The organism is Mycobacterium sp. NBC_00419 (assembly GCF_036023875.1).
Taxonomy (GTDB): Bacteria; Actinomycetota; Actinomycetes; order Mycobacteriales; family Mycobacteriaceae; genus Mycobacterium.
This window is the reverse complement of the sequence record NZ_CP107931.1, coordinates 5402877-5429156: the sequence shown is the minus strand read 5'-3', so window position 1 is coordinate 5429156 and position 26280 is coordinate 5402877. Positions and strand designations below refer to the sequence as shown.

Sequence of the window (26280 nt, the reverse complement as noted above, 5' to 3'; positions counted from 1 at the left end):
CCCCTATTCGCGCCTGTCAGCGGGATGGAGCTGACGAAATCACACCGGCCAACGTCTCGCACAGGCCCTCGGCCAGCGCCCGGACGGTGGTGATGTCCATCGACCGCACTCGGATGCCCGTCTCGGTTTCGATTCGGGTACGCAGTTCGAGATTGCCCAGCGAGTCCAGACCATACTCGGAAATCGGCCGGTCCGGGTCGATCGAGCGGCGCAAGATCAGGCTGAGTTGCTCCGAGACCAGTCGCCGCACCCGGGTGGGCCACTCGTCGCGCGGCAACGTGTGCAGCTCGGCACGGAACGTGCTGGTGTCAGTCGGCCGGTCCCCGGTGGACGCGAACGCCTCGGCGAACGGGCTGCGCTGCGCGAGATCGGTCAGCCACGGCGTGCCGATCAGCGGCGCGTAACCGCTGTAGGCCCGGTCGTGGCGCAACAGCGCCTCGAAGGCGTGCGCACCTTCCTCGGGGCTGATCATCGCGGTGTCGCCGCCGGCAGCCAGGTGCTTACCTGCACCGATCTCGTCCCACGCCGCCCACGCGATCGCGGTGGCCGGCAGACCCTGCGAACGGCGCCACTGGGTGAAGCCGTCCAGCCAGCTGTTGGCCGCGGCGTACGCGCCCTGACCCGGCGAGCCCATCAGAGCCGCCGCCGAGGAGAACGAGCAGAACCAGTCCAGCGGCTGAGCCGTGGTGGCCCGGTGCAGGTGCCAGGCGCCGTAAACCTTCGGGGCCCAGTCCCGGTCCACCAGTTCGTCGGTGATGTTGGTCAGGATGGCGTCCTCGACCACGGCCGCCGCGTGCAGCACGCCGCGGACCGGAAGACCGGTCGCGGTGGCGGCTGCCACCAGGCGGTCCACCGTCTCCGACTGCGCGATGTCACCGGTGACGACCTCGACCTGGGCGCCGGAGGCGCGCATCCGCGCGATCTCCTCCAGTGCCTCGGGCTTCGGCTGTGAACGGGAGTTCAGCACGATGCGGCCGCAACCACCCGCGGCCATCTTGGCACCCAGGAACAAGCCCAGACCGCCGAGACCGCCGGTGATGATGTAGGAGCCGTCCCGGCGGAAGACCTTGGCCTGCTCCGGCGGAACCACGACACTGCTGTGGCCGACCTTGGGCACCGACAGCAGCAGCTTGCCGGTGTGCTCGGCGGCACCCATCACACGGATGGCGGTGGCCGCGTCGGCCAGCGGGTAGTGGGTGGTCTCCGGCTGCGGCAGGACACCGTCGGCGGTCAACCGGTAGACGGTGTCGAGCAGTTCGCGGATCTGCTCCGGGTGGGTGCTGGCCATCAGGGCCAGGTCGACACCGTAGAAGGACAGGTTGCGACGGAACGGGAACAGGCCCATCCGGGTGTCGCCGTAGATGTCCTTCTTGCCGATCTCGACGAACCGGCCGCCGAAGGCGAGCAGTTCCACGCCGGCCCGCTGCGAGGCACCGGTCAGCGAGTTCAGCACGATGTCGACGCCGTAGCCGTCGGTGTCCCGGCGGATCTGCTCGCCGAACGCGGCGGTACGCGAGTCGTAGACATGCGTGATGCCCATGGTGCGCAGCATGTCGCGGCGTTCCTCGGTGCCCGCCGTCGCGTAAATCTCGGCGCCGGCAGCCCGGGCGATGGCGATTGCGGCCTGGCCGACACCGCCGGTGGCGGAGTGGATCAGCACCTTGTCGCCGGCCTTGATGTGGGCCAGGTCGTGCAGGCCGTACCAAGCCGTGGCCGAGGCGGTGGTCACCGCGGCCGCCTGATCATCACGTAGGCCGGCGGGCAGGGTCACTGCCACATCGGCGTCACAGGTGACGAACGAGCCCCAGCAGCCGTTGGTCGACATGCCGCCGACATGGTCGCCGACCCGGTGAGAGGTGACCTGCGGGCCGACCGCGGTCACCACGCCGGCGAAGTCCAGACCCAGCTGGGGCTGCAGACCCTCGAAGCTCGGGTAGCGGCCGAAGGCCAGCAGAACGTCAGCGAAGTTGAGGCTGGACGCCGTCACGGCGACCTCGATCTGACCCGGGCCGGGCGGGATGCGGTCGAACGCAGCCAGTTCCAGGGTCTCGATGTCACCCGGGGTGCGGATCTCCAGGCGCATTCCGTCGCGGGCGTGGTCGACCACGGTGGTGTAGCGCTCGTCGGGCCGCAGTGGGCTCGGGTAGAGGTGCGCGGTGTACCACTGTCCCTTGCGGAACGCGGTCTCGTCTTCCTCGCTGCCGGTGAGCAGCTGGGCTGCCATCAACTTGGCCTCGGTGGCGTCGTCGACGTCGATCTGGGTGGGCCGCAACTGCGGGTGCTCGGCACCGATCACACGCAGTAGACCACGCAGGCCGGCCTGCTCCAGGTTCGGCCGCTCATCGGCGAGCACCGTCTGGGCGTTGCGGGTTACGACGTAGAGCCGGGGCGCTTCGCCTGCCGTCTCGGACAGCTCGCGGGCGATGCGCACCAGGTGGCGCACCTGCTCGCCGCCGCGGTGCGGCAGCTGCTCTTCGGGGCAGCCGTTGCGTGCCGGGGTGACCACCACGACGTTGTCGAAGCCACCTTCGGAGAAGTGCGAGCCCAGAAGCTGGGAGTTGTAGGCGTGGTCGGCGTGCTGAGGCCACGACATCGTGGTCACGTCGGCGTCGTTGAGCTTGAGCGCGTCGGTCAGCGCCGAGGCCAGCATGTCAGCGGCATCGGAGGTGCTGACGACCAGCCAGGTCGCCGAGTTCGCGTGGGTGACCTCGTTGAGCTGCTGCTGACGCCACTCGATGGCCAGCAGACGCTCGTTGAGCACCCGGTCGCCCTCGTTGGCCTCGGACATACCGCTGCCCATGCGCAGACCCTGGACACCGAACAGCACGGTGCCGTAGTCGTCGAGCAGCTCGATATCGGCCTCAACCGAGGAGCCGTCGAGCGAAGCGAGCTTCGTCAGGCAGTACCGCGCATTGCGGGTCGGGCCGTGCACCTTCAGCCGACGCACACCGAGCGGCAACAGCAGCCCGCCGGTGCCGGAGGACTGCACACCCGGATGGGCGGCGACCGACTGGAAGCAGGCATCCAGCAGTGCGGGATGCACACCGTAGGCGGTCTGCTGGTTGCGGATCGACGACGGCAGGCCGATCTCGGCCAGCACGGTGCCGGCGGACTCATCGCCGGCGTTGACGGCCACCAGGCCGGTGAACGCCGGGCCGAACTGCACGCCGCGGCCGTCGAACCAGGTACGGACCTCGCTGCCGTCGGCGCGGTTGGGGTGCGCCGCCAGCAGTTCGTCCATGTCGTAGGAGTGCGGCTGCTCGTCGGCATCGGCGGCATGCAGCACCGCGCTGGCGCGACGTTCCCGCTCACCGTCGGTGTCGGTCTCGACCACGAACTCCAGCACACCGGGCGTCTTGGCCGAGGCTACGGCACTGACCGGGGTCTCGTCCTCGAGCAGCAGCATCGCGTCGAACGTCACGTCGCGGACTTCGGCAGCCTCACCAAGGGCGGTGCGTGCCGCGGCCAGAGCCATCTCGCAGTAGGCGGCGCCGGGCAGCGCCGGCACGTTGTTGATCTGGTGATCGACCAGCCACGGCAGCGCCGCGGTGCCGACCTCGGCCTGCCAGGCATGCCGTTCCGGGTCCTCGAGCAGGCGCACGTGGGCACCGAGCAGCGGGTGGGCCGCCACCAGGTGAGCACCACGGGCCTGCTGATCGCCACCCTCGGAAGCCAGCATCATGCTGCGATGGGTCCAGGTCGGCAGCGGCGCGTCGACCAGGTGACCGGCCGGGTAGAGCACCGAGAAGTCCACCTCGGCGCCGGCGGAGTACAGGCTGCCGAGGAACTCACCGAGTCCGTGCGGCACTTCCTGACCACGACGCATACCGGCCACAGCGGCCACCGAGATATCCAGTGTCGCGGCGGTCTGGTCGATCGGGCGGGTCAGCAGCGGATGCGGGGCCAGCTCGCCGAACACCCGGAAGCCGTCCTCGAGCGCGGTCTGCACGGCCGCCGAGAAACGCACGGTGTGGCGCAGGTTGTCGACCCAGTAGTCGGCATCGCAGTAGGGCTGCTCGCGCGGGTCGAACGAAGTGGCCGAGTAGTACGGGATCTCCGGGGCCATCGGGGTGATGTCGGCCAGCATCTCCGACAGCTCGTCGAGGATCGGCTCCACCTGAGGCGAGTGCGACGCGACGTCGACGTTGACCTCGCGGGCCATGATCTCGCGCTGCTCCCACGCCGCGACGATGTCGCGGACGGTCTGGGTGGCACCGCCGATCACCGTCGAGTTCGGGGACGCCACAACGGCGACCACGACATCTTCGATGCCCTGCTTCTCGAGTTCCTCGCGCACCTGCTGTGCGGGCAGCTCGACCGAGGCCATCGCACCGCCGCCGGCCAGCCGCAGGCACAGCAGTGAACGACGGCAGATGACCTTGACGCCGTCCTCCAGTGACAGTGCACCGGAGACGACGGCAGCGGCAACCTCGCCGAGCGAATGGCCGATGACGGCGCCCGGCGCGACGCCGTAGGCCTTCATCGTCGCGGCCATGGCCACCTGCATCGCGAAGATGGCCGGCTGGACCTTATGGATACCCTCGACGGTTTCGGGGGCGGTGATGGCCTCGGTGATCGAGAAACCGGACTCCGCGGCGATCAGCGGTTCGATCTCGGCGATCGTGGCGGCGAAGACGGGCTCGGTGGCCAGCAGCCCCACACCCATCGAGGCCCACTGCGAGCCCTGGCCGGAGAAGATCCACACCGGTCCGCGGTCGTCGTGTCCGACGGCGGCCTGGTAGGGATCGTCGCCCTTGGCGACCTCACGGAGCCGCTCGACCAGTTCGGCGCGGTCGGCGGCGATGACGGCGGTGCGCACCGGGCGGTGCCCGCGGCGACGCGCCAGCGTGTAGGCCAGGTCGCGCAGCGACAGGTCGGCGGAGCTGTTCTCGACCCAGTCGGCAAGCCGCTCGGCGGTGTGCCGCAGCTCGTCGGCGGAGGTGGAGCACACCGGGAAGACCAGCAGGCCGGCGTCGGCAGCAGCAATCGCGGCAGCATCGGCGACGTCCGTGGTGGGCGCCTGCTCGAGCACGGCGTGGACGTTGGTGCCCGACATGCCGTACGACGACACCGCAGCGCGGCGGGGACCGTCGGTCGGCCAGTCGGTGGCCTCGGCCGGGACGAACAGTCCGGTATCGACCTTGGCGAGGTGTTCGGGCAGACGGTTGAAGTGCAGGTTCTGCGGCACGACACCGTGGTGCACGGACAGCACGGCCTTCATCAGGCCCAGCACACCCGCAGCGGACTCGGCGTGGCCGAAGTTGCTCTTGACCGAGGTCAGAGCGCACGGGCCGGCGATGCCGTAGACGCTGGAGATGCTGTTGAACTCCTTGGTGTCACCCACCGGCGTGCCGGTGCCGTGACCCTCGACCATGCCGACGGTGGCGGGGTCGACATCGGCGGCGGCAAGCGCGGCCTTGAAGACCGAGATCTGCGCCTCGGTCGACGGGGTGAGGATGTTCTCGGTGCGCCCGTCCTGGTTGGAGGCGGTGCCCTTGATGACGGCCAGAATCCGGTCACCGTCGCGCTCGGCGTCGTCGAGACGCTTGAGCATGACGATGCCGCAGCCCTCCGAACGGACGAAGCCGTCGGCGTTCACGTCGAAAGCGTGGCAATGGCCGGTCGGCGACAGCATGCCCTGGCCGGAGGCCGAGGCATACAGACGCTGATCGAGCATGAGCATCACACCGCCGGCGAGGGCCATGTCGCTTTCACCCTCATGCAGGCTGCGGCACGCGCTGTGCACCGCCACCATGCTCGACGAGCAGGCGGTGTCCATGGTCAGGGCCGGTCCCAGCAGTCCCAGCGCATGGGAGATGCGCCCGGAGGCCATGCTGAACGGTGTCCCGGTGAAGGCATAGGCCTGGTCGTAGGCGCCGGCGGCGCTGGTGAGCATGGCGTAGTCGTCGTGCGACATACCGATGAAGACACCAGTCGACGTTCCGGACATCTGGGCAGGAGTGTGCCCGGAATGCTCCACGGCTTCCCACGCGGTCTCCAGCAGCATGCGGTGCTGCGGGTCCATCGCGGTGGCCTCGCGCTCGTTGATGCCGAAGAAGTCCGGATCGAAGCCTGTGACGTCGTCGACGAAGGCGCCCCAGCGCGACACCGACCGTCCCGGCACGCCGGGTTCCGGGTCGTAGTACTCGTCGGCGTCCCACCGCTCGGCGGGAATCTCGGTGACGAGGTCAGCGCCCTCCAGTAACGCCTCCCACAGCTTGTGTGGCGAGTCGATCCCTCCGGGCAGCCGGCAAGCCATACCAACGACTGCAATCGGGGTGACAGATGTCTCTCGCACGTCCGCTCACACCTCACTCTTCGTCAACACGGGGCAAGGCAACCTGCCTGATTCTGATTAGGAATCGTCAAGCGAAGTTGCCAACGTGATCGGTAGCTTAGCGGCTTTTTCTAACCACGGCGACAAATGTTTTGTGATTTTGATTGGAGATTGGCCAATGTTACCGTGCTCGACAAGCCCGCCACCTGCAGCAACGGAGATCCGGTAGCTGAACATTCCGCAACTCGGGGCGAAAAGTTCCTCAAAATGCCCGAGCCGGTTGTCGGAAAATCAGTCTTGAGCAGGGCTTTTACCGAAGAGTCGAGCAACGTCCCGCGGCGCTGTCGCGCCCGGGGCTGCCGCTAGCCGGGCCCCGGCCACCGTTGCAGCAGGTTGGTTGTCGCAAGTCAGGCGAAATTCGGCCAATATGGCGATACAGCAAATTTCCGGACCGAGTTGCACCACCCGTTCGGACGCTGCGGCAAGAACACCCCCGGCGATGCCATCGAATAACGAGGTTGCGGCACCGATCCGGCCAACCTGTGAGGCCGGCCACACGGGTATTCCTGAGAGTTTCCGCTATTGCGCCTCAGCTTTCTAGACGCCGATGAGCTGGGCTTTCTGATCACAGCCTGCGCAGATGGCAACTGACCTGAGAGTAGCCTGAGAATTGCGTCTCAGCTGTTCATTATGCGTGATTCAGGCCACATTCAGGACCATCAAAGCAAAGCCGTTATCAGACAATTCCGGCATATTTTGACGAGTCAGCAAATGCGTTTTGCTAAGCGACAGGCTATTTGGCATTAATTGGTAAAACACCTCGTTGAATTCGACATGAGGGGCCCGGAAAGGGCCCCCGAGTGACGATTGTCACTCGCGGTCAAAGGCGGTAGGAAGGGGTTGCCGAAGTTAGCTGTGAGCCAGATATGAGAAGTCTCGGGGCCCTCTGAACACGGCGAGTCGCCCGCGACACGCCGGTGCTGCGACACGACACGACACCGCTGAAAGCGACGCGGACGGCGGGCGCTAGCCCGCAACCACCCCTGCGGCGCGGGGTGCGAACGTCGCACCGAACTCCTGGACGGGTGTGAAACCGTGCTTGCGCGCCGCCGCGGCACCATGGCGGATCAAGGCGGCCGTGGCCACGAAACCCGCCTGGTCGGTGACGACGAAGGGAGTCAGAAGCCGGTTGTGCACGTACCCGAACGACAAACCCTTGTCGGGCATCGCCCAGCCGAGGGAACCGCCCAGCCCGACGTGTCCGAAGCCGGGCAGAACGCCGGGGAACGGCAGCGAGTGATATCCCAGATGGAAGGCCATCGGCAGGATCAGATTGCGGTCCGGGGCCAGGCTCGGCCGCCCGGTCAGGCCGGCGACCAGGTCAGCGGACAGATAACGCCGACCGTCGATCTCGCCGCCATTGGCGATCGCGCCGTACATGCGGGCCAGACTCCGCGCGGTGGCCACGCCGTTGGCCGAGGGCAGCTCGCTGTCGAGCAGCGGCATGTCGCCCTGAACGACGGCTTTCATCCCCGGGAAGTACATCGAGCCGAAGATGGCCGACACCTCGAGGGCGGCAATCCTGGGCGCTATCGCGTTGAACAGCGGGTTGGGGATGTTGAGCTGTGGCCCGACGATGTGCGCGGCCCGGGTGGGCGCGCCCAGTGGCGGTCGGCCCAGGTGGATGCCGTCGGTGTTGAGCGGCTCGGCCACCTCGATGCGCATCAGCTCGCGCATCCCCTTGCCGGTGACGGCGCGGGCCAGGCCGGACAGCAGCCAGCCGTAGGTGATCGCGTGATATGCGGGCTTGCCGAAGTGCCTGCCCACCGGCGCTGCGGCAATCCGCTCCTCCATGTGCAGGTGATCGAGCAGTTCGCGGGTGCGCACGCCGCGCAGGTTGGCCAGCCCGGCCCGGTGCCGCATGACGTCGCGCACGGTGATCTGGCCCTTGCCGTTGGCGCCGAACTCCGGCCAGTACTCGGCGACGGGCGCGTCGTAGTCGATCAGGCCGCGGTCGACGAGGCGGTGGATGACCGTCGAGGCGACACCCTTGGTCGCCGAGAACACCGTGGCGCCGGTGTCGGCGGACCAGTGCTCTCGTCCGCGCCGGTCCGACCAGCCTGTCCAGACGTCGACCACCGGCTGACCGTCGAGGTACACCGCCAACGCCCCGCCACCGAAGCGGGGATGCGGAAAGAGGCTCGCGAAGCTGCGAACCGCATAGGCGAAGTTCGGGTCAGCCGCGCCTTGCACCCCGCGCGGCAACACCGAAGACTCACCAGTCACATGTGTCACACACAGGAATTTAACCGGCCTAAGCAGCAGTGCGCCGAATCGTTGCCAATTCGTTAACTTGGCGGCGGCCGGTCAGCTTGACTCGTCGGCGGCATCGAGTATCTGCTGCGCAGCAAGCGCCGGCGTCAGTTCGCCCTCGCGAACCTGCCGTTCGATCTCGGTACGCCGACTCTTCACGGCCGGATGCCGCAACACCCGGTCGAGCACCGCATCGCGCACCATCGACCACGTCCAGTCCACCTGCTGTGCACGGCGGCGAGCGTCGAACTGACCGGCCGCGGTCAGCACGTCGCGATGCTTGAGCACCGTGTCCCACAGCTCGTGCAAGCCTGTGCCCTGCAGCGCGCTCATCGTCAAAACCGGTGGACGCCAGAGCGTTTCGCGAGGATAGATCAGCCGAATCGCGGCCGAGAGCTCCCGCGCGGCCGCGTTGGCCTCGATGGCGTGTTCACCGTCGGCCTTGTTCACCACGACGATGTCGGCCAGTTCGAGGACACCCTTCTTGATGCCCTGCAGCTGGTCGCCGGTGCGGGCCAGAGTCAGGAACACAAAGGTGTCCACCATGTCGGCCACCGTCACCTCGGACTGACCAACCCCGACGGTCTCGACCAGGATCACATCGAAGCCGGCGGCCTCGAGGAGCACGATCGTTTCCCTCGTCGCCTTGGCCACCCCGCCGAGGGTCCCCGAGGTCGGCGACGGTCGGATGTAGGCCTCGGGTTGCACCGCCAGCCGCGCCATCCGGGTCTTGTCCCCCAGGATGGAACCGCCGGTGCGGGTCGACGACGGGTCGACCGCGAGCACCGCCACCCGGTGGCCCTGCTCGATCAGGTACATGCCGAGGGCCTCGATGGTGGTCGACTTGCCCACCCCCGGCACGCCGGTGATGCCGACGTGCAGGGCCTTGCCGGCATCCGGCATCAACTCCAGCAGCAGACGCTGCGCCTGCTCGCGGTGATCTGCCCGGGTCGACTCCACCAGCGTGATGGCCCGGGGCAGCGCCGCACGGTCACCGCTGCGGATGGCCCCGGCCAGGGCGGCGACGTCGGAGGGCATCAGGAGAGGGTGTAGCCCAGCCGGTCGGCCAACTTGTGCAGCAGGTCGACCGCGGCGTCGGAGATCACCGTGCCGGGCGGGAAGATCGCGGTGGCTCCGGCGGCGTACAGCTCGTCGAAGTCGCCGGGCGGGATGACACCGCCCACCACGACCATGATGTCGGGCCTGCCCACCTCAGCCAGCGCGTCGCGCAGCGCGGGCACCAGCGTCAGGTGACCCGCCGCCAGGGACGACACCCCGACCACGTGGACGTCGTTGTCGGCGGCCTGCCGCGCGACCTCGTCCGGCGTGGAGAACAGCGAACCCACGTCCACGTCGAAGCCGATGTCGGCGAAGGCGGTTGCGATGACCTTCTGGCCGCGGTCGTGACCGTCCTGGCCCATCTTGGCGACCAGGATGCGCGGCCGGCGGCCGTCTGCCTCGGCGAACTTCTCCACCAGTCGGGTGGCTTCGGATAGTCCGGAGATGGTTCCTCCCGCCCCTACTTCGTCACGGTAAACCCCGGAGATGGTGCGGATCTCGGCCTGGTGCCTGCCGTATACCTTCTCCAGCGCGTCGGAGATCTCGCCGAGAGTGGCCTTGGCACGCGCGGCGTCGATCGCCAGCGCCAGCAGGTTGTTGCCCAGACCATCGTCGCCGGCGCTTCCGGAAGCACCCGCTGCCCTGGTCAATTCGTCCAGCGCCGCCTGGCAGGCCGCCTCATCGCGCTCACTGCGCAGCTGGGCCAGCTTGGCGAGCTGCTCGGTCCGCACCCGGCTGTTCTCGACCTTGAGGACCTCGATCTCCTGATCCTCGGCCACCTGGTACTTGTTCACACCGATCAGCGGCTGCGCGCCGGAGTCGATGCGCGCCTGGGTGCGTGCGGCGGCCTCCTCGATACGCAGCTTCGGAATACCCTCGCTGATGGCCTGCGCCATGCCACCGTGCGCGGCGACCTCGGCGATGTGGGCCCGGGCCTTCTCGGCCAGCTGGTGGGTCAGCCACTCCACGTAATAGGAGCCGGCCCAGGGATCGATCGGCCGGGTGGTGCCGGACTCCTGCTGCAACAGGAGCTGGGTGTTGCGGGCGATACGGGCCGAGAAGTCGGTCGGCAGCGCCAGCGCCTCGTCGAGGGCGTTGGTGTGCAACGACTGGGTGTGGCCCTGGGTGGCGGCCATCGCCTCGATGCAGGTGCGTGCGACATTGTTGAACACGTCCTGGGCGGTCAGCGACCAGCCCGAGGTCTGCGAGTGGGTGCGCAGCGACAACGACTTCGAGCTCTTGGCACCGAACTCGGCGACCAGTTCGCTCCACAGCAGCCGGCCCGCACGCAGCTTGGCGACCTCCATGAAGAAGTTCATCCCGATGCCCCAGAAGAAGGACAGCCGCGGGGCGAACTTGTCGATGTCCAGACCCGCGTCGACGCCGGCCTTGAGGTAGTCGACACCGTCGGCCAGCGTGTAGGCGAGCTCGAGATCGGCTGTGGCACCGGCCTCTTGGATGTGGTAACCCGAGATCGAGATGGAGTTGAACTTCGGCATCTTCGCGCTGGTGTAGGCGAAGATGTCGGAGATGATCCGCATCGAGGGCGTGGGCGGATAGATGTAGGTGTTGCGGACCATGAACTCTTTGAGGATGTCGTTCTGGATGGTCCCGGCCAGCTTCTCCGGTGGCACACCCTGTTCCTCGGCGGCCACCACGTACAGCGCCAGGATCGGCAGCACCGCGCCGTTCATGGTCATCGACACCGACACCGCCGACAGGTCGATACCGTCGAAGAGTTGCCGCATGTCCAGGATCGAGTCGATGGCCACCCCGGCCATACCGACATCGCCCTGCACCCGTGGGTGGTCGGAGTCGTAGCCGCGGTGGGTGGCCAGGTCGAAGGCCACCGACAGGCCCTTCTGGCCGGCGGCCAGATTGCGGCGGTAGAAGGCGTTGGAATCGGCGGCCGTCGAGAACCCGGCGTACTGGCGGATGGTCCACGGCTGGTTGACGTACATCGTCGGGTACGGCCCACGGATGAACGGCGCCTCACCGGGGAAGCTGTCGAGCGGATACCCCTGCGCCACCACCGCGCCACGGTCGGCCCCGACGTACACCGGCTTGACCGCGATACCCTCCGGCGTCTGCCAGTCGAGCTGCTCGGCGACATAACCGTGAGCTACCGCTGCTGCCGAAATATGCTGCGCCACATCGCTTTCGGTCGGCGGCGTGACGGTGCCGCCACCGTGCAGCGGGACGTCGGCGAAGCTGGGTACGTGAGCCGTGGCGCTAGCCACCTCGGACTGAGTCATAGGAGTCAGGCCCCCAATCGGGTGAGCAGTGACGAAAGCGCTTCGACCGCATCGATCTTCGCGGTCAGATACCCGTCGGGTCTGGCATCGCCCGAGTTGTCGGCGACCGCCTTCTCCGGACCTGCCAGCAGGATGTGCTCGAGGCCGGCCGACCGTGCGGCCTGGACCACTGCGGCGCTGTCGGTGCCGTACCGGGCGTCGGTGCCGCAGATGACCGCGACGGTTGCGCCGGCATCGGCGACCGCACCGGCCACCCCGGCGGCGTCGACGGTTCCCGGGTTGACGGTGTCGATGCCGCCCGATGCGAGCAGATTGGCGGCGAAGGTGGCCCTGATGTTGTGCTCGGCGAGCGGTCCCAGCGGCAGCAGCACCACTGCCGGACGTGACCCGGTGCGCTCCAGGTGCGCGTCGGAGCGGTCGCGCAGTGCTTCAAACCCGGCGGCGTAGCGCTGCACAGCCGCTGACGAGTCACTGCGCGGCAGAACAGGTTCGGTGAGGTTCGGGAATTCGTTGACGCCGGTGATCGCGGTACGCCGGTGGGCGATGTCGTCGGCGCGCCGCGCGCGGACCTGCTCGACCTGCTCGGCGATGTGATCACGGGCAGCGACGAACCCGCCGCGGGCCTCGATGTCCTGGAAGTGCGACCACGCCTGAGCGGCAAGGCTTTCGGTGAGGTCCTCGACGTACCAGGAACCGCCGGCAGGGTCGAGCACGCGGCCGATGTGGGACTCCTCGAGCAGCAGCAGCTGGGTATTGCGCGCGATACGCCGGGCAAAACCGGACCCGACACCCGGGAATCCGCCGGGGATCGCCACGTCGAAGGTGAGCACCTGCACGGTGTCGGCTCCCCCGACGCCCGCGCCGAAGGCGGCCAGCGTGGTCCGCAGCATGTTCACCCACGGGTCGCGCTGGGTCATCATCGGCAACGAGGTCACAGCGTGCAGCACCGTCGCCCCGCTCTGCGGCGCGCCGAGCACCTCGGCGACCCTGGCCCACAGCTGGCGGGCCGCGCGGAACTTCGCGATCGTCATGAACTGGTCGTCGTCGGCCACCAACCGGAAGCTGACCTGCCGCAACGCGGCGGCGAGATCGATACCGGCGTCGGTCAGCAACCGCACGTAGTCCACCGCCGCGCCCAACGCACCGGCGAGTTCCCAGGCCGCGTTCGCGCCGCGGTTATGCAGGGCCGCGCCGTCCACGGTGATCGCGCGCACACCCGGCTTGCCCGCCAGCCCCGAGGCAACGCTCACGACGTCCTCGGCGGACGCGGCCTGGCGTCCGCTCAGCGGCGCGGTCAGCGGGTCGGCGCCCAGGTCGATCGACATCGCGGCCCGTTTGGCGTCATCGGCGCCCGCCACCAGAGCTAGCACGGCATCCGCCGCAGCCGTGAAGTCCGCGCCCGCGTCCAGGACGACCGGCGCCAGGTCCAGGTAGACACCCTCCAGCAGCCGATCGAGGTCAGCGGGGCTCACCCCATGTTCGCCGACCTGCAGGACCAGCGCGCTGACCCCGTCGGCGAGGGCGTCGAGCACCGCCGCGTTGCCGTCGGCGACCGGAGCCTCCGAGGCCGGAAACGCCTCGGCCACTTTCCATCCCGCGTTCACGTCGCGGTGCGCGTCACCACCGCGGATGAATGGCCAGGTCCCCGGCAGCGGCGGCTCAGGCAGCTCGTCGAGCGAGGTGTACAGCGGGCGGATCGGAAACCCCTCGTACGTCGGCGAGTCGAGCAGGCGTTCCGGTTCGGCCGGCAGATCAGCGGGATCTCGACGGCTGCTCTTGGCGAGCACACCCGCCACCGCAGTGCGCCAGCGGGCGCGCTCCTCGTCCACCTTCACCGACACCGGCAACTCCTGTTGTCGCAGCATGTGGCGGCCCGCGGCGGGACGCACCATCAGCTACTCAGGCTAAATGATGGCGTGAGCGGGGGCGTCGGCGCGTCGGGACCCACGGCACGGAATTGGGTTCTCGTCCGCGAGCCCATCACAAACTGCCCGTAATCTTGGTAAACGTGACGTCGAACGCCCGCACCACCCTGCGCAACGTCACCTCCGCGCTGGTAGCCGCCGCGCGTCAGGTGTCTGCCACCCGGCTCGTCGTCACCCTCACCGCCATTGTGATTCTCGTCGCAATCGCGCTTCTGGTCCCGCTGCCGACCGCCGTCCAGCTTCGCGACTGGGCCACCTCGGTCGGCCCGTGGTTCCCGCTGGCGTTCCTCGGTGCACACATCGTCGTCACCGTGTTCCCGTTTCCCCGCACCGCCTTCACCCTGGCTGCCGGCCTGTTGTTCGGCCCGGCGCTCGGGGTCGGTATCGCGGTGACGGCCAGCACGTGCAGCGCGGTGATCGCGCTGCTGCTGGTGCGCGCGCTGGGCTGGCAGCTCAGCAGCGTGGTCAGCCATTCGGCGGTGGCAACGGTGGACGCGCGGCTACGCGCCAGGGGCTGGCCGGCGATCCTGTCGTTGCGGATGATTCCGGCCGTTCCCTTCTCGGTGCTCAACTACGCGGCGGGCGCGTCGGCGGTGCGGCTGGGGCCCTACCTTCTGGCCACGCTCATCGGCCTCCTGCCGGGGACCGCCGCGGTGGTGATCCTCGGTGACGCCCTGACCGGAAACGTCAGTCCGCTGCTCGTGCTGGTCTCCCTGTGTACGGCCTGCGTCGGAATGGCCGGGCTGATCTACGAGACCCGGCACTACCGGCGCCAGCACCGCCCGGCGCAGCCGGCAGCGGACCTGGAGCCCGATGCCGAGCCGGCACCGACCAGTTAGCTCTCCGTCGACCCGTGCCGCGGGCCCGAGGAATCGATCTGCTGCTGGGACAGCGGCGGATACTGCATCGCCGGCAGCGGATCCACGGGTGCCGCCGTCAGCGCGCTGATATCGCTGGAGCGGGCATCGGCGACCGCAGCCGCCACCGCCTGGGCGATCTCGGGATCGGTCTGGGTGTTGAACCAGTCCTTGACCTCGTCGCTGTCGTCCTCGGGCTTCGGCAGGTCGGTATCCACCGGTGACGGCGTATAGCGGAACACCCCGTCCTCGCCCGGCGCACCGAGCAGTTTGGTGAAGCCCTGCAGCGCCGAGCCGAAGTCGCTGGGCACCACCCACACCTTGTTCGCCTCGCCCTTGGCCATCAGCGGCAGCGTCTGCAGGTACTGGTAGGCCAGCAGCTCCGGGGTGGGCCGGCCGGCCTTGATCGCCGCGAAGGTCTTCTCGATGGCCTTGGCCTGGCCCTGAGCCTGCAAGTACTGGGCGGCCCGCTCACCCTGGGCACGCAGCATGCGGGACTGCCGGTCGGCCTCGGCGGCCAGGATCGCCGCTTGCTTGGCGCCCTCGGCCGCCAGAATCTGCGCCTGCTTCTGACCCTCGGCCTGCTTGATCGAGGCCTCCCGGGTGCCCTCGGCCGTCAGGATCATCGCGCGTTTCTCACGGTCGGCCCGCATCTGCTTTTCCATCGAGTCCTGGATCGACGGCGGCGGGTCGATACTGCGCAACTCCACCCGGGCAACCCGCAGACCCCAGCGGCCGGTGGCCTCGTCGAGAACGCCGCGCAGCTGGCCGTTGATCTGGTCGCGTGAGGTCAGGGTCTGTTCCAGCGTCATGCCGCCAACCACGTTGCGCAGGGTGGTGGTGGTCAGCTGCTCGACACCGACGATGTAGTTGCTGATCTGGTAGACCGCGGCCTGCGGATTGGTCACCTGGAAGTAGACGACGGTATCGATGTTGACCGTCAGGTTGTCCTCGGTGATCACCGGCTGCGGCGGGAACGAGACCACCCGTTCGCGCAGGTCGACGCGGGCGCGGATCCGGTCGATGAAGGGCACCAGCAGCGTCAGCTGGCCCGACACCGTCTTGCTGTATCGGCCCAGTCGCTCGATGACCGCGGCTTCGGCCTGCGGGATCAGGGCGACGGATTTCGCGACGATGATGACGGCGAAGATCACCAACACCGCCAGCAGTACGAGACCGGCTATGGCACCGTCCATTGAAGCTTCTCCTTACAGGGTTTGGTCCTGATGTCTCACGCGTTCTTCCAGACGACGGCGGTGGCGCCGTCGATGTGCATGACGGTGACGTGGTCGCCGGCTTCGTACACATCGTTGTCGTTGTAGGGGCGGGCCGTCCAGACCTCGCCATCGAGCTTGACCTGGCCTTCATGCTGCGTTATCCGGTCGAGCACCAGCGCATTCTTGCCTTCCAGCGCCTTGACCGGGTCCTGCATGCCCTCCCCCGACGTCAGTTTGCGCCGCAGGGCGGGGCGTACCAGTGCGAGCAGCAGGATCGACACGACCAGGAACACCGCGCCGTCGGCCCACACCGGCAAGTCGAGAAGCCAACTCGACACGGCGGCGGCCAGCGCACCACCGGAGAGCATCACCAAGAACATGTCGCCGGTGAGCGCTTCGGCCCCGGCAAGACCCAGCGCGCAAATGAGCCAGATCAGCGCCGCGGGCATACCACAACGATACGCGGGAATCCGAAGGGATGGTTGAAGAAGGCCAGTTCAAGGTCCAGCCACTACACTTCCAACATCATGTGGTGTCCCAGTGTTTCGCTATCGATGTGGGCCAACGCCTGGCTTGCGGGCCAGGCTGCGCCCGACGATGTCTTGGACGCGTTATCTTCCTGGGCGCCAACACATTCCGTGACCGCATACGACTCGGTGGCCGCCGGCCGCACCGGCCTGCCATGGCCTGATATCGACGATGCGGGCGCGGTGTCGCTGCTGCAGACGGTGCGCAGCATCGCCGGCCGGCGACCCGATGTTGCCTGGCCTTCGCGGCCCTCGATCACCGTGGCGCTACCGGTACCCGGCGATGTGCGGGGTCTGGCACCCGGTACGCAGTTCCAGCGTGACGCGCTGGCCTCCGGCGAGGCGATCATCATCTCCGGACCAGACGGCGAGGCCGTCGGCCTGGTACCCGATTTCGAGTACGACGACGCCGATGACGAGCTTCCCGACGGCGACCGGTTTCCCGAACTGTGCGCGCTGTCCTGGACGGTGTACTCGCTGCCGGCCGGTCCCATGCCCGAACACCTCGACCTCGGTGAGAGCGAGTATGCGCTGCGCTCGGCGGTGCGCTCGGCCGCTGAGGCACTGGGTGCCCTGGAGCTGGGTTCGGCAGGCGGAGTGGACGACCCGCGCGGACTTGTCGAGCAGGTGCTCGAAACCAGCCAGCATCACCGCGCCCCCGACCATGCCCCGACCCGGGCGCTGCGGGTCCTGGAGAACGCGGCCCGCGTTGACGCCATCATCACGGTGAGCTCCGGGCTCATGCCGATCGGCATCCAAAGCGCGTCGGAAGCTCAGATCGCCAACGAGGCGCTGCGGCCGCTGGCCGCGGTGGTGCGCTCGGCCCGGATCGCCGCGGTCACCGCGATTCTGGAGTCGGCCTGGCAGTAGCGGGGCGACCCGCGGCGGCTGCGGCGGCGGCGCTGGCCACACAGTCCGCCGTGCAGAACTGGCCGTTGACACTCGAGCCGTAGCCCGCAACCGGCTGGGCGCCAGCGACTCTGCTGGGCGCGCGGCCCTCGCGTACCTCGTCGAGCAGGTCGAGCACCAGGCGCGCGAAGCGACGTTGCGCGTTGGGAGTCGACGCCCTGGCGAGCGTGACGCCGAGTTCAGCTGCCTGGTCGCGCAATTCGTTGTCCAGATCCCAGATCACCTCGATGTGATCGGAGACGAAGCCGACCGGGCACACGATGACTGCCTTGGTACCGGATGCCGCCAGGGCCGAAAGGTGATCGCCGACATCGGGTTCCAGCCACGGCACCTGCGGCGGCCCGGACCGCGACTGCCACACCTGGTCGTAGTCATCGTATCCGGCGGCCGCCGCAACCAGTCCCGCGCAGTAGGCGACCTGGCGCGCGTAGAGATCCGGCCCGCACCGGTCGGCGGCACGCAGCGGGATGGAGTGCGCGGTGAACACCAATCGTGCGTCTGCGCGCAATGACTCGGGCAGGGTCGCGGCCGCGTCGGCGATCGCCTCGGCGAACATCTCGACCAGCAGCGGGTGATCGAAGAACTGGCGGAGCTTGACCAATTCCGGTGCACCGTCGCCGACGGCACTACGGGCGCGGCTGAGGTCCTCCTGGTACTGCGCGCAACCCGAGTAGCCGCCCCAGGCGGACGTGCTGAACACCGCCGCCCGGCGCACGCCGTCAGATGCCATGGTGGCGAGGGTGTCTTCGACGAACGGATGCCAGTTCCGGTTACCGAAGTACACCGGAATGTTCTCGCCCCGGTCGGCGAGTTCGGCGACGATCTCGTCGATGAGGGCGCGGTTGATGGCGTTGATCGGCGAGACACCACCAAAGTGCAGATAGTGCTCGGCCACACCGGCGAGCCGCTCGGGAGGTATCCCCCGGCCGCGGGTGACGTTCTCCAGGAAGGGCATCACCTGATCGGGACCTTCGGGACCGCCGAAAGACATGACCAGCAGCGCGTCGACGTTCTCGGCCATTCGCTAGAGCAACTGCGTGCTGGCGCCGCCGTCGGCGTAGACGATCGTCCCGGTGGTGGCGGGCAGCCAGTCGGACATGAGTGCGCACACGGTCTTGGCCACCGGGGTGGGATCCTTCATGTCCCAGCCGAGCGGGGCACGCTGATCCCAGCCCTCCTCGAGCAGCTGCATCTGCGCGCCGGCCGCTTCGCCGAGCGCACCGCCCACGATCGCGCTCATGGCCAGGGTCCGAATGGGGCCTGCGGCAACGAGATTGGACCGCACGCCGTACTGGCCGGCCTCGCGGGCCACGAAGCGGTTGACCGACTCCAGTGCGCTCTTGGCCACCGTCATCCAGTTGTAGGCCGGCATCGCCCTGGTCGGGTCGAAGTCCATGCCGACGATGCCGCCGCCGGCATTCATCACCGGCAGCGTGGCCTTGGCCAGCGAGGCATACGAGTAGGCCGAGATGTGGATGCCCTTGGCGACATCCTCGTAGGGGGCGTCGAAGAACGGGTTGATGCCCATCCCGGTCTGCGGCATGAACCCGATCGAGTGCACCACGCCGTCGAGCTTGTTGCCCTCGCCGATCACCTCGGTGATCCGGCCGGCCAGCGAGTCGAGGTGCTCTTGGTTCTGCACGTCGAGTTCCAGAAGCGGCGCCGGGTTGGGCAGCCGGTCGATGATGCGCTGGATCAGGCGCAGCCGGTCGAAACCGGTGCACACGATCTCGGCGCCCTGCTCCTGGGCGACGCGTGCGATGTGGAATGCGATCGACGAGTCGGTGATGATCCCGGTGACCAGGATGCGCTTACCTTCGAGAAGCCCTGCCATGTCCGTCCTTATCCTCTAGTGAAGCTGTGACGTGTGACGCCGATGTCTTAGTGGCCCATCCCCATGCCGCCGTCGACCGGGATCACCGCACCGGCGATGTAGCTGGCATCCTCGGACGCCAGGAAGCTGACCGCTCCGGCGACCTCCTCGGCGGTGCCCACCCGCTTGGCGGGGATGAAGTCCAGTGCCCCAGCCTGGATCCGCTCGTCGAGGGCCCGCGTCATCTCGGTGTCGATGTACCCGGGGGCCACCACGTTGGCGGTGACGCCGGCTTTGGACAGCTCACGCGAGATCGAGCGGGCCATACCGATCAGGCCGGCCTTGGCCGCGGCGTAGTTGGCCTGGTTGCCGATGCCCCACATGCCCGACACCGAACCGATGAAGATGATGCGGCCGAACCGGCTGCGCTGCATGCTGCGCGAAGCGCGCTGGGCCACCCGGAACGCACCGGTGAGGTTGGCGTCGATGACGTCGGTGAACCGCTCTTCGGTCATTCGCATGAGGAAGGCGTCCTTGGAGATGCCGGCATTGGACACCAGCACCTCGACCGCACCCTGGTGCTCCTCGACCTCTGTGAAGGCGCGGTCGACGGACTCGTTGTCGGTGACGTCACACACCACACCGAATAGCCCCTCGGGCGCCCCGGATCCGCGGTGGGTGACGGCCACCTTGTGCCCGTCGGCGGCCAGCCGCTGCGCGATCGCCAGACCGATGCCCCGGTTACCGCCGGTGACCAGCACCGAGCGCGAGACGAACGGGGGTCTACCTCCGACAGCCTTATCGCTCATGCCCGTCAACTTAATGCCTCGGCTCTCATTCCTTAAAATTGGCGATTTCGGCGCGCGCGTCGTCGCACACCGAACAAAAGCGCGCCGAAATCGCCGGAACTCAGCCGGGCAGGCGCCGGTTGATCAGCAGTGCTGCCAAGGCCGCCAGCGCCAGGACCAGCGAACCCAGTCGCAGCCAGCCGGTGCTGGCCTCACCCTTGATGGTCTCGTAGCCGATCTGGTCCTGCAGCGAGGTGAACACCTCTTTGAGCTGCTGCAGGCTGGACGCGGTGTAGGCGTTGCCGCCGGAGAGTTCGGCGATCTTCTTGAGCATCTCGTCGTCGACGGGCACCGGCTGGCGCTGGTCGTTGATCTCGACGTAGCCGTACGGGGTGCCGAAGGACACCGTGGAGATGGGCACGCCCTGATCCTTGGCGGTACGCGCCGCGGTGAACGCACCCTTGGGATTGTCGGGGTTCGACGGCACGGTCTCCTTGCCGTCGGACATCAGCACGATGCGGGCCGGCGGCGGGCTGTCGCCGCCGCCGATCACGGCGCCGACGGTGGCGATCGCCTGCAGGGAGGTGAAGATCGCCTCGCCCGTGGCGGTGCGGTCGGCCAGCTGCAGCTTGTCGATCGCGGCCTTGGTGGCCTCGCGGTTGGTCGTCGGCGACACCAGCACGGTGGCGGTACCGGCGTAGGCGATCAAGCCGAGGTTGATACCGGGTGTCAGCTGGTCGGCGAACTGCTTGGCGGCTTCCTGCGCGGCCGCCAGCCGGCTCGGCTCGACGTCGGTGGCGCGCATGGACTGCGAGACGTCGATGGTCAGCATCACCACCGCGCGGTTACGCGGGATCCGCACATCGTGGGTCGGGCCGGCCATCGCCACGGTCAGCAGCACCAGCGAGGCCACCAGCAGGATGGCCGGCAGGTGACGCCACTTGTTCGGCCGTTTGGGCGCAACGCTTTCCAGTAGTTCCATGTTGGCGAAGCGCAGAATTCGGCGCTGCCGGGCGTACTGGACCACGACGTAGAGCCCGACCAGGCCCGCCACCAGCAGCAGGAAAAGGAAGAACCACGGGTGTTCGAAGCCGGACAGCGTCATCGGCCCGAGCAACGGCAATGTCATTGGCGGCCCGCCATGGCGCCGCGGCGACGGGATGCGACGAACCGCACGATGTCGGCGATCCAGTCGCGGTCGGTGCGCAGGGTCATCATCGGCGCGCCGCAGCGGCGGAAGGTGCGCGCCACCTCATCACGGTGCGCCGTGGCAGCGCGGGCGAAGTCGTCGCGCAGCTGCTCGTCGATGGTGAATTCGCGGGTGACCCCGGACTCGGTGTCCTGCAGGATGACGTCGCCCACGTCGGGCAGCTCCACGTCGCGGGGGTCGAGCACCTCGATGCCGAGGACTTCGTGGCGGGCGGCGATCGCGCGCAGCGGACGCATCCAGGTGATCGGGCCAAGGAAGTCACTGATCACGACGGCCATGCCGCGGCGGCGCTCGGGCCGGCGCAGCGCATCGATGGCGGCGGACAAATCTCCGCGCACTCCGGGCGGCGCCTTCGGCATGGTGGCGATGGTCCGCAGCATCGTCTGCTCGTGGTTGCGGCCGGACAGGGCCGGGACGCGGGTGATCTGGTCGCCGTTGGCGATGATCGCGCCGAGTCGGTTGCCGCCGCCGCTGTTGAGGTAGGTGATCGCCGCCGCGGCGGCCACCGCCAGATCGCGCTTCTCGCAGCCGGCGGTGCCGAAGTCGAGGCTGGCCGACATGTCGACCACCAGCCACGTCTCCAGCTCACGGTCGGCGATCATCTGCCGGACGTGCGGCACCTGCGTGCGCGCGGTGACCGACCAGTCCATCCGGCGCACGTCGTCGCCCGGTTGGTACATGCGCGAATCCCCGGGTTCGGACCCGGGCCCGGGAATCAGGCCCAGATGGTCACCGTGAAGGACCCCGTCGAGTTTGCGCTTGATAGTCAGCTCGAGGGTGCGCAGTGCGGCCGACAGCTTGGCGTCACCGATCTCACCGCGCTGGAACGACGGCGGGTGGACGGTCTCGGACTCGCTCACCGACCGTTGGAACCTGCCGCGGCGGGAACCACCGGGGCCACCGAATGTCCTTGCGCCGGAACGGCATTGACTTGGGGCAGAGCGACGGTCTGCAGGATCCGGCTGATCACCGTCTCCGCCTTGATATCGTCGGCAAGCGCGTCGTAGGTCAGCACCAGGCGGTGGCGCAGCACGTCGGGGATGACGTCGATGACGTCCTGCGGGACGACGTAGTCGCGGCCCCGCACCAGGGCCAGGGCCCGGGCGGCGGCGATGATTCCCAGCGAGGCACGCGGGGAGGCGCCGAACGCGATCCACGCCTTGACGTCGGGCAGCCCGAACTGCTCGGGGCGCCGTGTCGCGGTGACCACGCGCACCACGTAGTCCACCAGTGCGTGGTGCACGAAGTTGTTGGCGGCCACGTCCTGCAGGCGCAGCAGGTCACCGGTCTCGAGGATCTGCTTGGGCTCCGGCGGGGTGACACCCATCCGGTAGATGATCTCGCGCTCTTCCTCCGGCGACGGGTAGTCGACGTTGATCTTGAACAGGAAGCGGTCGCGCTGAGCTTCGGGCAGCGGGTAGACGCCCTCGTTCTCGATCGGGTTCTGCGTCGCCATCACCAGGAAGGGTTTGGGCAGCGGGTAGGTCTTGCCACCGATGGAGATCTTGCGCTCGGCCATCACTTCGAGCAGGGCCGACTGGACCTTTGCCGGCGCACGGTTGATCTCGTCGGCGAGCAGGAAGTTGACCACCACCGGGCCGAGTTCGATGTCGAACTCCTCGCGGCCCTGACGGTAGATGCGGGTACCGATGATGTCGGTGGGCACCAGGTCGGGAGTGAACTGGATGCGGGCGAAGGTGCCGCCGACGACCTTGGCGAAGGTCTCCACAGCCAGCGTCTTGGCCACGCCGGGCACACCCTCGAGCAGGACGTGCCCCTTGGCGAGCAGCCCGACCAGGATGCGTTCGACCAGCTGGTCCTGGCCGACGATGATCCGCTTGACCTCGAAGATCGCCCGTTCCAGGGTGTGCACCTCACTGGCCAGCCCATTACCGCCGGGCGGCGGCGCGGCCGGAGATCCACTCGGGCCGGCAAAACCCCCGGGGGCAGAACCCGGGACCGACCCACCTGGTGACGTCATCAACTTCCTCCACAGCTGTTGGATTACTCGGGCACCACCGGTACTGGCGGGCGCGCCCTGACACAACTATTCCAGGCGTTCCTGAATCCGTCGATGTGCCCGCTTGCTGGCGCGTCGAGCGCCGGGTGCGCAGCGGGCGCTAGGTCTCGATGATCCGCGTCAGATACGGCGACATGCCCGCGGTGCGGACCGGGCTGACGGTGACCTGGCCGGCGGCGGAGGACGCCTCCAGCATCTGGCCGTTGCCGAGGTAGATCGTGACGTGCTGGGTTCCGCCCGGGCCGTAGAAGATCAAGTCGCCGCGCTTGGCCTGCGAGGGTGCGACGTGCCGGCCGGCGGTGTACTGATCGCCGGAGTATTTGGGCAGCAGTACGCCCACGCCCGCGTAGGCGTAGCGGACGAAGCCCGAGCAGTCATAGCCGATCTTTCCGGCGTCTTGTTCCACGCCGGCACTGGGCCCGTTGACCGCACCGCCGCCCCACGAGTAGGGCACCCCGCGCTGGGAGCCGCCGCGGGCGATGACGTACTCGATCGCCTGGGGCCCGCTGACCCGCCCGCCCGCCAGCGCGGTGGGCGACCCGCCGCCGAATCCGAGACCGGACAGGAACTTGCGGCCCAGGTCCATCGTGGCCTGGGCGGCCTGCTGGGTGGCCTGCAGTGAGGCATTGGCGATGGCAACCGGATCACCGGGCGCCCCCGCGCTGAGAATCTTGGGCAGCGTCGGGTCCCACTCGCCCGGGTCCGCCTGGGCGGGACTGGCGAAACCGAGTACCAGAGCCAGTGCGGTCAGGATCGTCCCGACGACGCGGAGGCGTCGAGAGGCATTGCGAGACATGGGATTACTCCGTCACTAATTGATGTAGCGAATGACGTAGGGCGTCATGCCGCTGGTACGCACGGGCGAGACCTTCACCGTCGAGCCGGTGTAGGGCGCCTCCAGCATCTGGCCGTTGCCGAGGTAGAGCGTGACGTGCTGGCTGCCGCCGGGGCCGTAGAAGATCACGTCACCGCGACGCATCTGGGCCGTCGGGATCTTGGTGCCCATGTTGTACTGCGAGCCGGAGTAGTGCGGCAGCTTGATGCCCACGCCGGCGAATGCGTACAGAATCAGACCGGAGCAATCGAAGCCCACCGTGCCTGCGCCGGAGTCGATGCCACGACCCGGGCCTGCGGCGGTGCCGCCGCCCCACGAGTAGGGCACACCGATCTGCGACATGCCGCGCTTGATGACGTACTCGACGGCCTGTGAGCCGTAGACGTACGGGATCGCGCCGTTGGTGATGCCGGTGTCGGTGGGCTTGAGGATGCCCAGCTTCTCCAGGAAGCTGCGGCCGAGCTGCTGCGTGGTCTGCAGCGAACTCTGCGCGATCTGCAGCACGGCGTTGATGATCTGGATGGGGTCACCGGACATGAAGGCGCTGGGCACCGCAGGCAGGGTGAGATCCCATTCCGAGGCCTTGCCGTAGGGCACCTTCACGTCGCCGGGAGCGGCGGACGAACCCGCCGCTGCCGGATCCCACCGGTCCCCCGAGCCACCCGCGCCCGGTGCCGCCGCCTGCGGTACCGCGGCGGGGGCGGCCGCCGGCGAGGCGGCGGACGCCGACCATTGACGGGCGGCGTCGAGTTTCTGCTGCGCGGTCCTGCGCTCGGCAGCCAGCTGGTCGATCTGGGCCTGCTGGGCCCGGAATGTCTTCTGCGCCTCGGTCAGCGCCGTGACCGCCGCGGTCTGGCTGGCCTCGGCGTCCACCACGGCCTGGTCGGCCTTCTGCTTGGCCAGTCGCGCCGCGGATTCCTTATTGATCACTTCGGTGCGGGCCCGCTCCAGGTCGGTCATGACCTGCTGGGCGCTGACCGCCAGGGTTTGGCTGGCCGCCGCGCTGGAGATGATCTGGTCGGGGTCGGTAGCCATGACCAACGAGGCCGAGGGCCCGTTGATATAGCTGGCCGCGGCGAAGGTGTCGAACCGCTTCTGGGCGTCGCCGATCGCGGCATCGGCGGCCTTGACCGCATCCTGGCTGGCAGTGACCTGCTGCTGAGCGGTGGTGGCGGCGTCCCGTGCGTCTTGGACGTCGACGATCGCCTTGTTGACGCTCTCCTGCTGGAGCTGCACCTGGGCGCCGATGTCGTCGAGGCGCTGGTTGGCCTGTGCGACGTCGGCGATGAGCGCCGCCAGGGAGTTAGGCCCCGGGCTCGGCTCGGCCTGTGCCACGCCCGGCATGCTGAGCATCAGCCCGACGCTGAGCACCAGCGGGCAGATCGGTTTCGCGATACGAAACGCCGGCTGGACGCGAGAGCCGCGATCGGAACTTCTCATTCGACTCTGGTCCCCTTTACTCCACACATGCAGTCCCGCCAGTAACAGATGTCACTTGAGCCTCATCAATAACAATGGCGACAGTTGCACCGTACGTCACATTTGTCGCAAGGGAAACTTCACACAAGAATTACATCTTTGTCATTTACGGGATGTTGCCGAAAAGTAATCTTATTGATTTGCCAGAGTTGGCTATTTTCGCAGCTCAGGAGCGCTTTCGCTATTTCGCGTATGCGCCGCTCGACGCTGCAGAACTCGGGTCAATACCGCCGCTGCGGCGACCCCGACGACCAATGCGACCGTTAATCCCATCCAGGAGAAATCGGGCGTTTCCAACTGGTCGACGAATGCCTGCGTCCCGACCACCGGGTTCGGCGCCACCTTGGCCACATCCTGGCCGGCCTCGAGGATCACCCGGTCGAAACCGGAGCTGTACGTGCCGGCCCAGCCGGGGCTCAGGACGAGCACCGTGGAGTCGGGGTTGGCCTGACCGATCTCAGTGGCGATATCGCGCAACGGGGTGTCGATGGGCGGGCTCTTCTCCATCACGACGACCTTGAGGTCGATGCCCTTCTGCTTGGCCGCCGCGACGATCTTCTGCAGTTCCCCGGCATCCGCGGCAGGCGCGGCCACCCCGTCCTTGGCCACATCGGCTTGCACGGTGGCCATGCATTGGTCCAGCGGCGTTGCCGGGTCGAGCCCGACACTGCTGCACACTTCCACCGGTATATATGTCGGCGCGTGCGGAATCGTCACGATCCCAGACCGTACCTCGCGAGGACGTTCGGGGTGGCACCACGCGCCGAGTGCGACAAGACTGGTACCAGGCTCCACC

Annotated in this window: 18 protein-coding genes; 2 read left to right on the top strand and 16 right to left on the bottom strand. The window is 68.0% G+C overall.

The features are described from left to right. Positions 1–16: 16 nt before the first annotated feature. From pks2 to mutA, 5 genes are all read right to left on the bottom strand, one after another. Complete coding sequence (gene pks2, locus OG976_RS25915) at positions 17–6298, bottom strand: sulfolipid-1 biosynthesis phthioceranic/hydroxyphthioceranic acid synthase (protein WP_328355657.1); 6282 nt, start codon at positions 6296–6298, stop codon at positions 17–19. A 1005-nt stretch (positions 6299–7303) separates the two neighbouring features. Continuing rightward, positions 7304–8572 (bottom strand): serine hydrolase domain-containing protein, encoded by a 1269-nt coding sequence (locus OG976_RS25910; RefSeq protein WP_328355654.1) that lies wholly within the window; start codon positions 8570–8572, stop codon positions 7304–7306. A 72-nt stretch (positions 8573–8644) separates the two neighbouring features. Then, positions 8645–9628 (bottom strand): methylmalonyl Co-A mutase-associated GTPase MeaB, encoded by a 984-nt coding sequence (gene meaB, locus OG976_RS25905; protein ID WP_328355651.1) that lies wholly within the window; start codon positions 9626–9628, stop codon positions 8645–8647. Continuing rightward, a complete protein-coding gene (scpA, locus tag OG976_RS25900; RefSeq protein ID WP_442930394.1) occupies positions 9628–11904 on the bottom strand; it encodes a methylmalonyl-CoA mutase in 2277 nt (758 codons plus the stop codon). Before scpA ends, meaB begins: the two co-directional genes overlap by 1 nt. Positions 11905–11909: 5 nt before the next feature. After that, positions 11910–13769, bottom strand: coding sequence for a methylmalonyl-CoA mutase small subunit (gene mutA / locus OG976_RS25895; RefSeq protein ID WP_328364032.1), 1860 nt, complete (start codon positions 13767–13769; stop codon positions 11910–11912). A gap of 143 nt (positions 13770–13912) precedes the next feature. Here mutA and OG976_RS25890 point away from each other — a divergent pair, with 143 nt between their 5' ends. Further along, positions 13913–14668, top strand: a complete 756-nt coding sequence (locus OG976_RS25890) for a TVP38/TMEM64 family protein (protein ID WP_328355645.1) — start codon at positions 13913–13915, stop codon at positions 14666–14668. Here the strand turns inward: OG976_RS25890 and OG976_RS25885 are convergent. Together OG976_RS25885 and OG976_RS25880 are read right to left on the bottom strand one after the other, a co-directional pair. Then, positions 14665–15882, bottom strand: a complete 1218-nt coding sequence (locus OG976_RS25885) for an SPFH domain-containing protein (protein WP_328355642.1) — start codon at positions 15880–15882, stop codon at positions 14665–14667. The genes OG976_RS25890 and OG976_RS25885 overlap by 4 nt on opposite strands. Positions 15883–15917: 35 nt before the next feature. Next, positions 15918–16352 (bottom strand): NfeD family protein, encoded by a 435-nt coding sequence (locus OG976_RS25880; protein ID WP_328355639.1) that lies wholly within the window; start codon positions 16350–16352, stop codon positions 15918–15920. A gap of 78 nt (positions 16353–16430) precedes the next feature. Here OG976_RS25880 and OG976_RS25875 point away from each other — a divergent pair, with 78 nt between their 5' ends. Continuing rightward, positions 16431–17300: a hypothetical protein gene (locus tag OG976_RS25875; protein ID WP_328355636.1), complete on the top strand. Its 870-nt coding sequence runs from the start codon at positions 16431–16433 to the stop codon at positions 17298–17300. Here OG976_RS25875 and OG976_RS25870 read toward each other — a convergent pair. The 9 genes from OG976_RS25870 to OG976_RS25830 all read right to left on the bottom strand — a co-directional run bounded on the left by OG976_RS25870 (position 17269) and on the right by OG976_RS25830 (position 26201). After that, positions 17269–18360: a ferrochelatase gene (locus OG976_RS25870; protein WP_328355633.1), complete on the bottom strand. Its 1092-nt coding sequence runs from the start codon at positions 18358–18360 to the stop codon at positions 17269–17271. The genes OG976_RS25875 and OG976_RS25870 overlap by 32 nt on opposite strands. A gap of 3 nt (positions 18361–18363) precedes the next feature. Then, positions 18364–19173 (bottom strand): NADH-dependent enoyl-ACP reductase InhA, encoded by an 810-nt coding sequence (inhA, locus tag OG976_RS25865; RefSeq protein ID WP_328355630.1) that lies wholly within the window; start codon positions 19171–19173, stop codon positions 18364–18366. A 47-nt stretch (positions 19174–19220) separates the two neighbouring features. Next, the gene (gene fabG1, locus OG976_RS25860; protein WP_328355627.1) at positions 19221–19961 is read right to left on the bottom strand and encodes a 3-oxoacyl-ACP reductase FabG1; all 741 of its coding nucleotides are present in this window, start codon (positions 19959–19961) and stop codon (positions 19221–19223) included. Between the two features lie 100 nt (positions 19962–20061). Next, positions 20062–21069, bottom strand: coding sequence for a VWA domain-containing protein (locus tag OG976_RS25855; RefSeq protein WP_328355624.1), 1008 nt, complete (start codon positions 21067–21069; stop codon positions 20062–20064). After that, positions 21066–22010 (bottom strand): DUF58 domain-containing protein, encoded by a 945-nt coding sequence (locus OG976_RS25850; protein ID WP_328355621.1) that lies wholly within the window; start codon positions 22008–22010, stop codon positions 21066–21068. The genes OG976_RS25855 and OG976_RS25850 overlap by 4 nt, the downstream gene beginning before the upstream one ends. Further along, the gene (moxR1, locus tag OG976_RS25845; protein ID WP_328355618.1) at positions 22007–23131 is read right to left on the bottom strand and encodes a chaperone MoxR1; all 1125 of its coding nucleotides are present in this window, start codon (positions 23129–23131) and stop codon (positions 22007–22009) included. Before moxR1 ends, OG976_RS25850 begins: the two co-directional genes overlap by 4 nt. A gap of 139 nt (positions 23132–23270) precedes the next feature. Beyond that, positions 23271–23966 (bottom strand): NlpC/P60 family peptidoglycan endopeptidase RipB, encoded by a 696-nt coding sequence (gene ripB, locus OG976_RS25840; RefSeq protein WP_328355615.1) that lies wholly within the window; start codon positions 23964–23966, stop codon positions 23271–23273. 15 nt (positions 23967–23981) lie between these two features. After that, positions 23982–25445, bottom strand: coding sequence for an NlpC/P60 family peptidoglycan endopeptidase RipA (gene ripA, locus OG976_RS25835; RefSeq protein WP_328355612.1), 1464 nt, complete (start codon positions 25443–25445; stop codon positions 23982–23984). A gap of 192 nt (positions 25446–25637) precedes the next feature. Further along, entirely contained in the window at positions 25638–26201 is a 564-nt protein-coding gene (locus tag OG976_RS25830; protein ID WP_328355610.1) for an Rv1476 family membrane protein, read from the bottom strand. Positions 26202–26280: the final 79 nt, after the last annotated feature.

Excerpts from the sequence above, each read along its gene's own strand:
- meaB (WP_328355651.1), bottom strand. The coding sequence starts at position 9,628 with ATGCCCTCCGACGTCGCCGCCCTGGCCGGGGCCATCCGCAGCGGTGAC.
- scpA (WP_442930394.1), bottom strand. The coding sequence starts at position 11,904 with ATGACTCAGTCCGAGGTGGCTAGCGCCACGGCTCACGTACCCAGCTTC.
- mutA (WP_328364032.1), bottom strand. The coding sequence starts at position 13,769 with ATGCTGCGACAACAGGAGTTGCCGGTGTCGGTGAAGGTGGACGAGGAG.
- OG976_RS25885 (WP_328355642.1), bottom strand. The coding sequence starts at position 15,882 with ATGGACGGTGCCATAGCCGGTCTCGTACTGCTGGCGGTGTTGGTGATC.
- OG976_RS25880 (WP_328355639.1), bottom strand. The coding sequence starts at position 16,352 with ATGCCCGCGGCGCTGATCTGGCTCATTTGCGCGCTGGGTCTTGCCGGG.
- OG976_RS25875 (WP_328355636.1), top strand. The coding sequence starts at position 16,431 with ATGTGGTGTCCCAGTGTTTCGCTATCGATGTGGGCCAACGCCTGGCTT.
- OG976_RS25870 (WP_328355633.1), bottom strand. The coding sequence starts at position 18,360 with ATGGCCGAGAACGTCGACGCGCTGCTGGTCATGTCTTTCGGCGGTCCC.
- inhA (WP_328355630.1), bottom strand. The coding sequence starts at position 19,173 with ATGGCAGGGCTTCTCGAAGGTAAGCGCATCCTGGTCACCGGGATCATC.
- fabG1 (WP_328355627.1), bottom strand. The coding sequence starts at position 19,961 with ATGAGCGATAAGGCTGTCGGAGGTAGACCCCCGTTCGTCTCGCGCTCG.
- OG976_RS25855 (WP_328355624.1), bottom strand. The coding sequence starts at position 21,069 with ATGACATTGCCGTTGCTCGGGCCGATGACGCTGTCCGGCTTCGAACAC.
- moxR1 (WP_328355618.1), bottom strand. The coding sequence starts at position 23,131 with ATGACGTCACCAGGTGGGTCGGTCCCGGGTTCTGCCCCCGGGGGTTTT.
- ripB (WP_328355615.1), bottom strand. The coding sequence starts at position 23,966 with ATGTCTCGCAATGCCTCTCGACGCCTCCGCGTCGTCGGGACGATCCTG.
- ripA (WP_328355612.1), bottom strand. The coding sequence starts at position 25,445 with ATGAGAAGTTCCGATCGCGGCTCTCGCGTCCAGCCGGCGTTTCGTATC.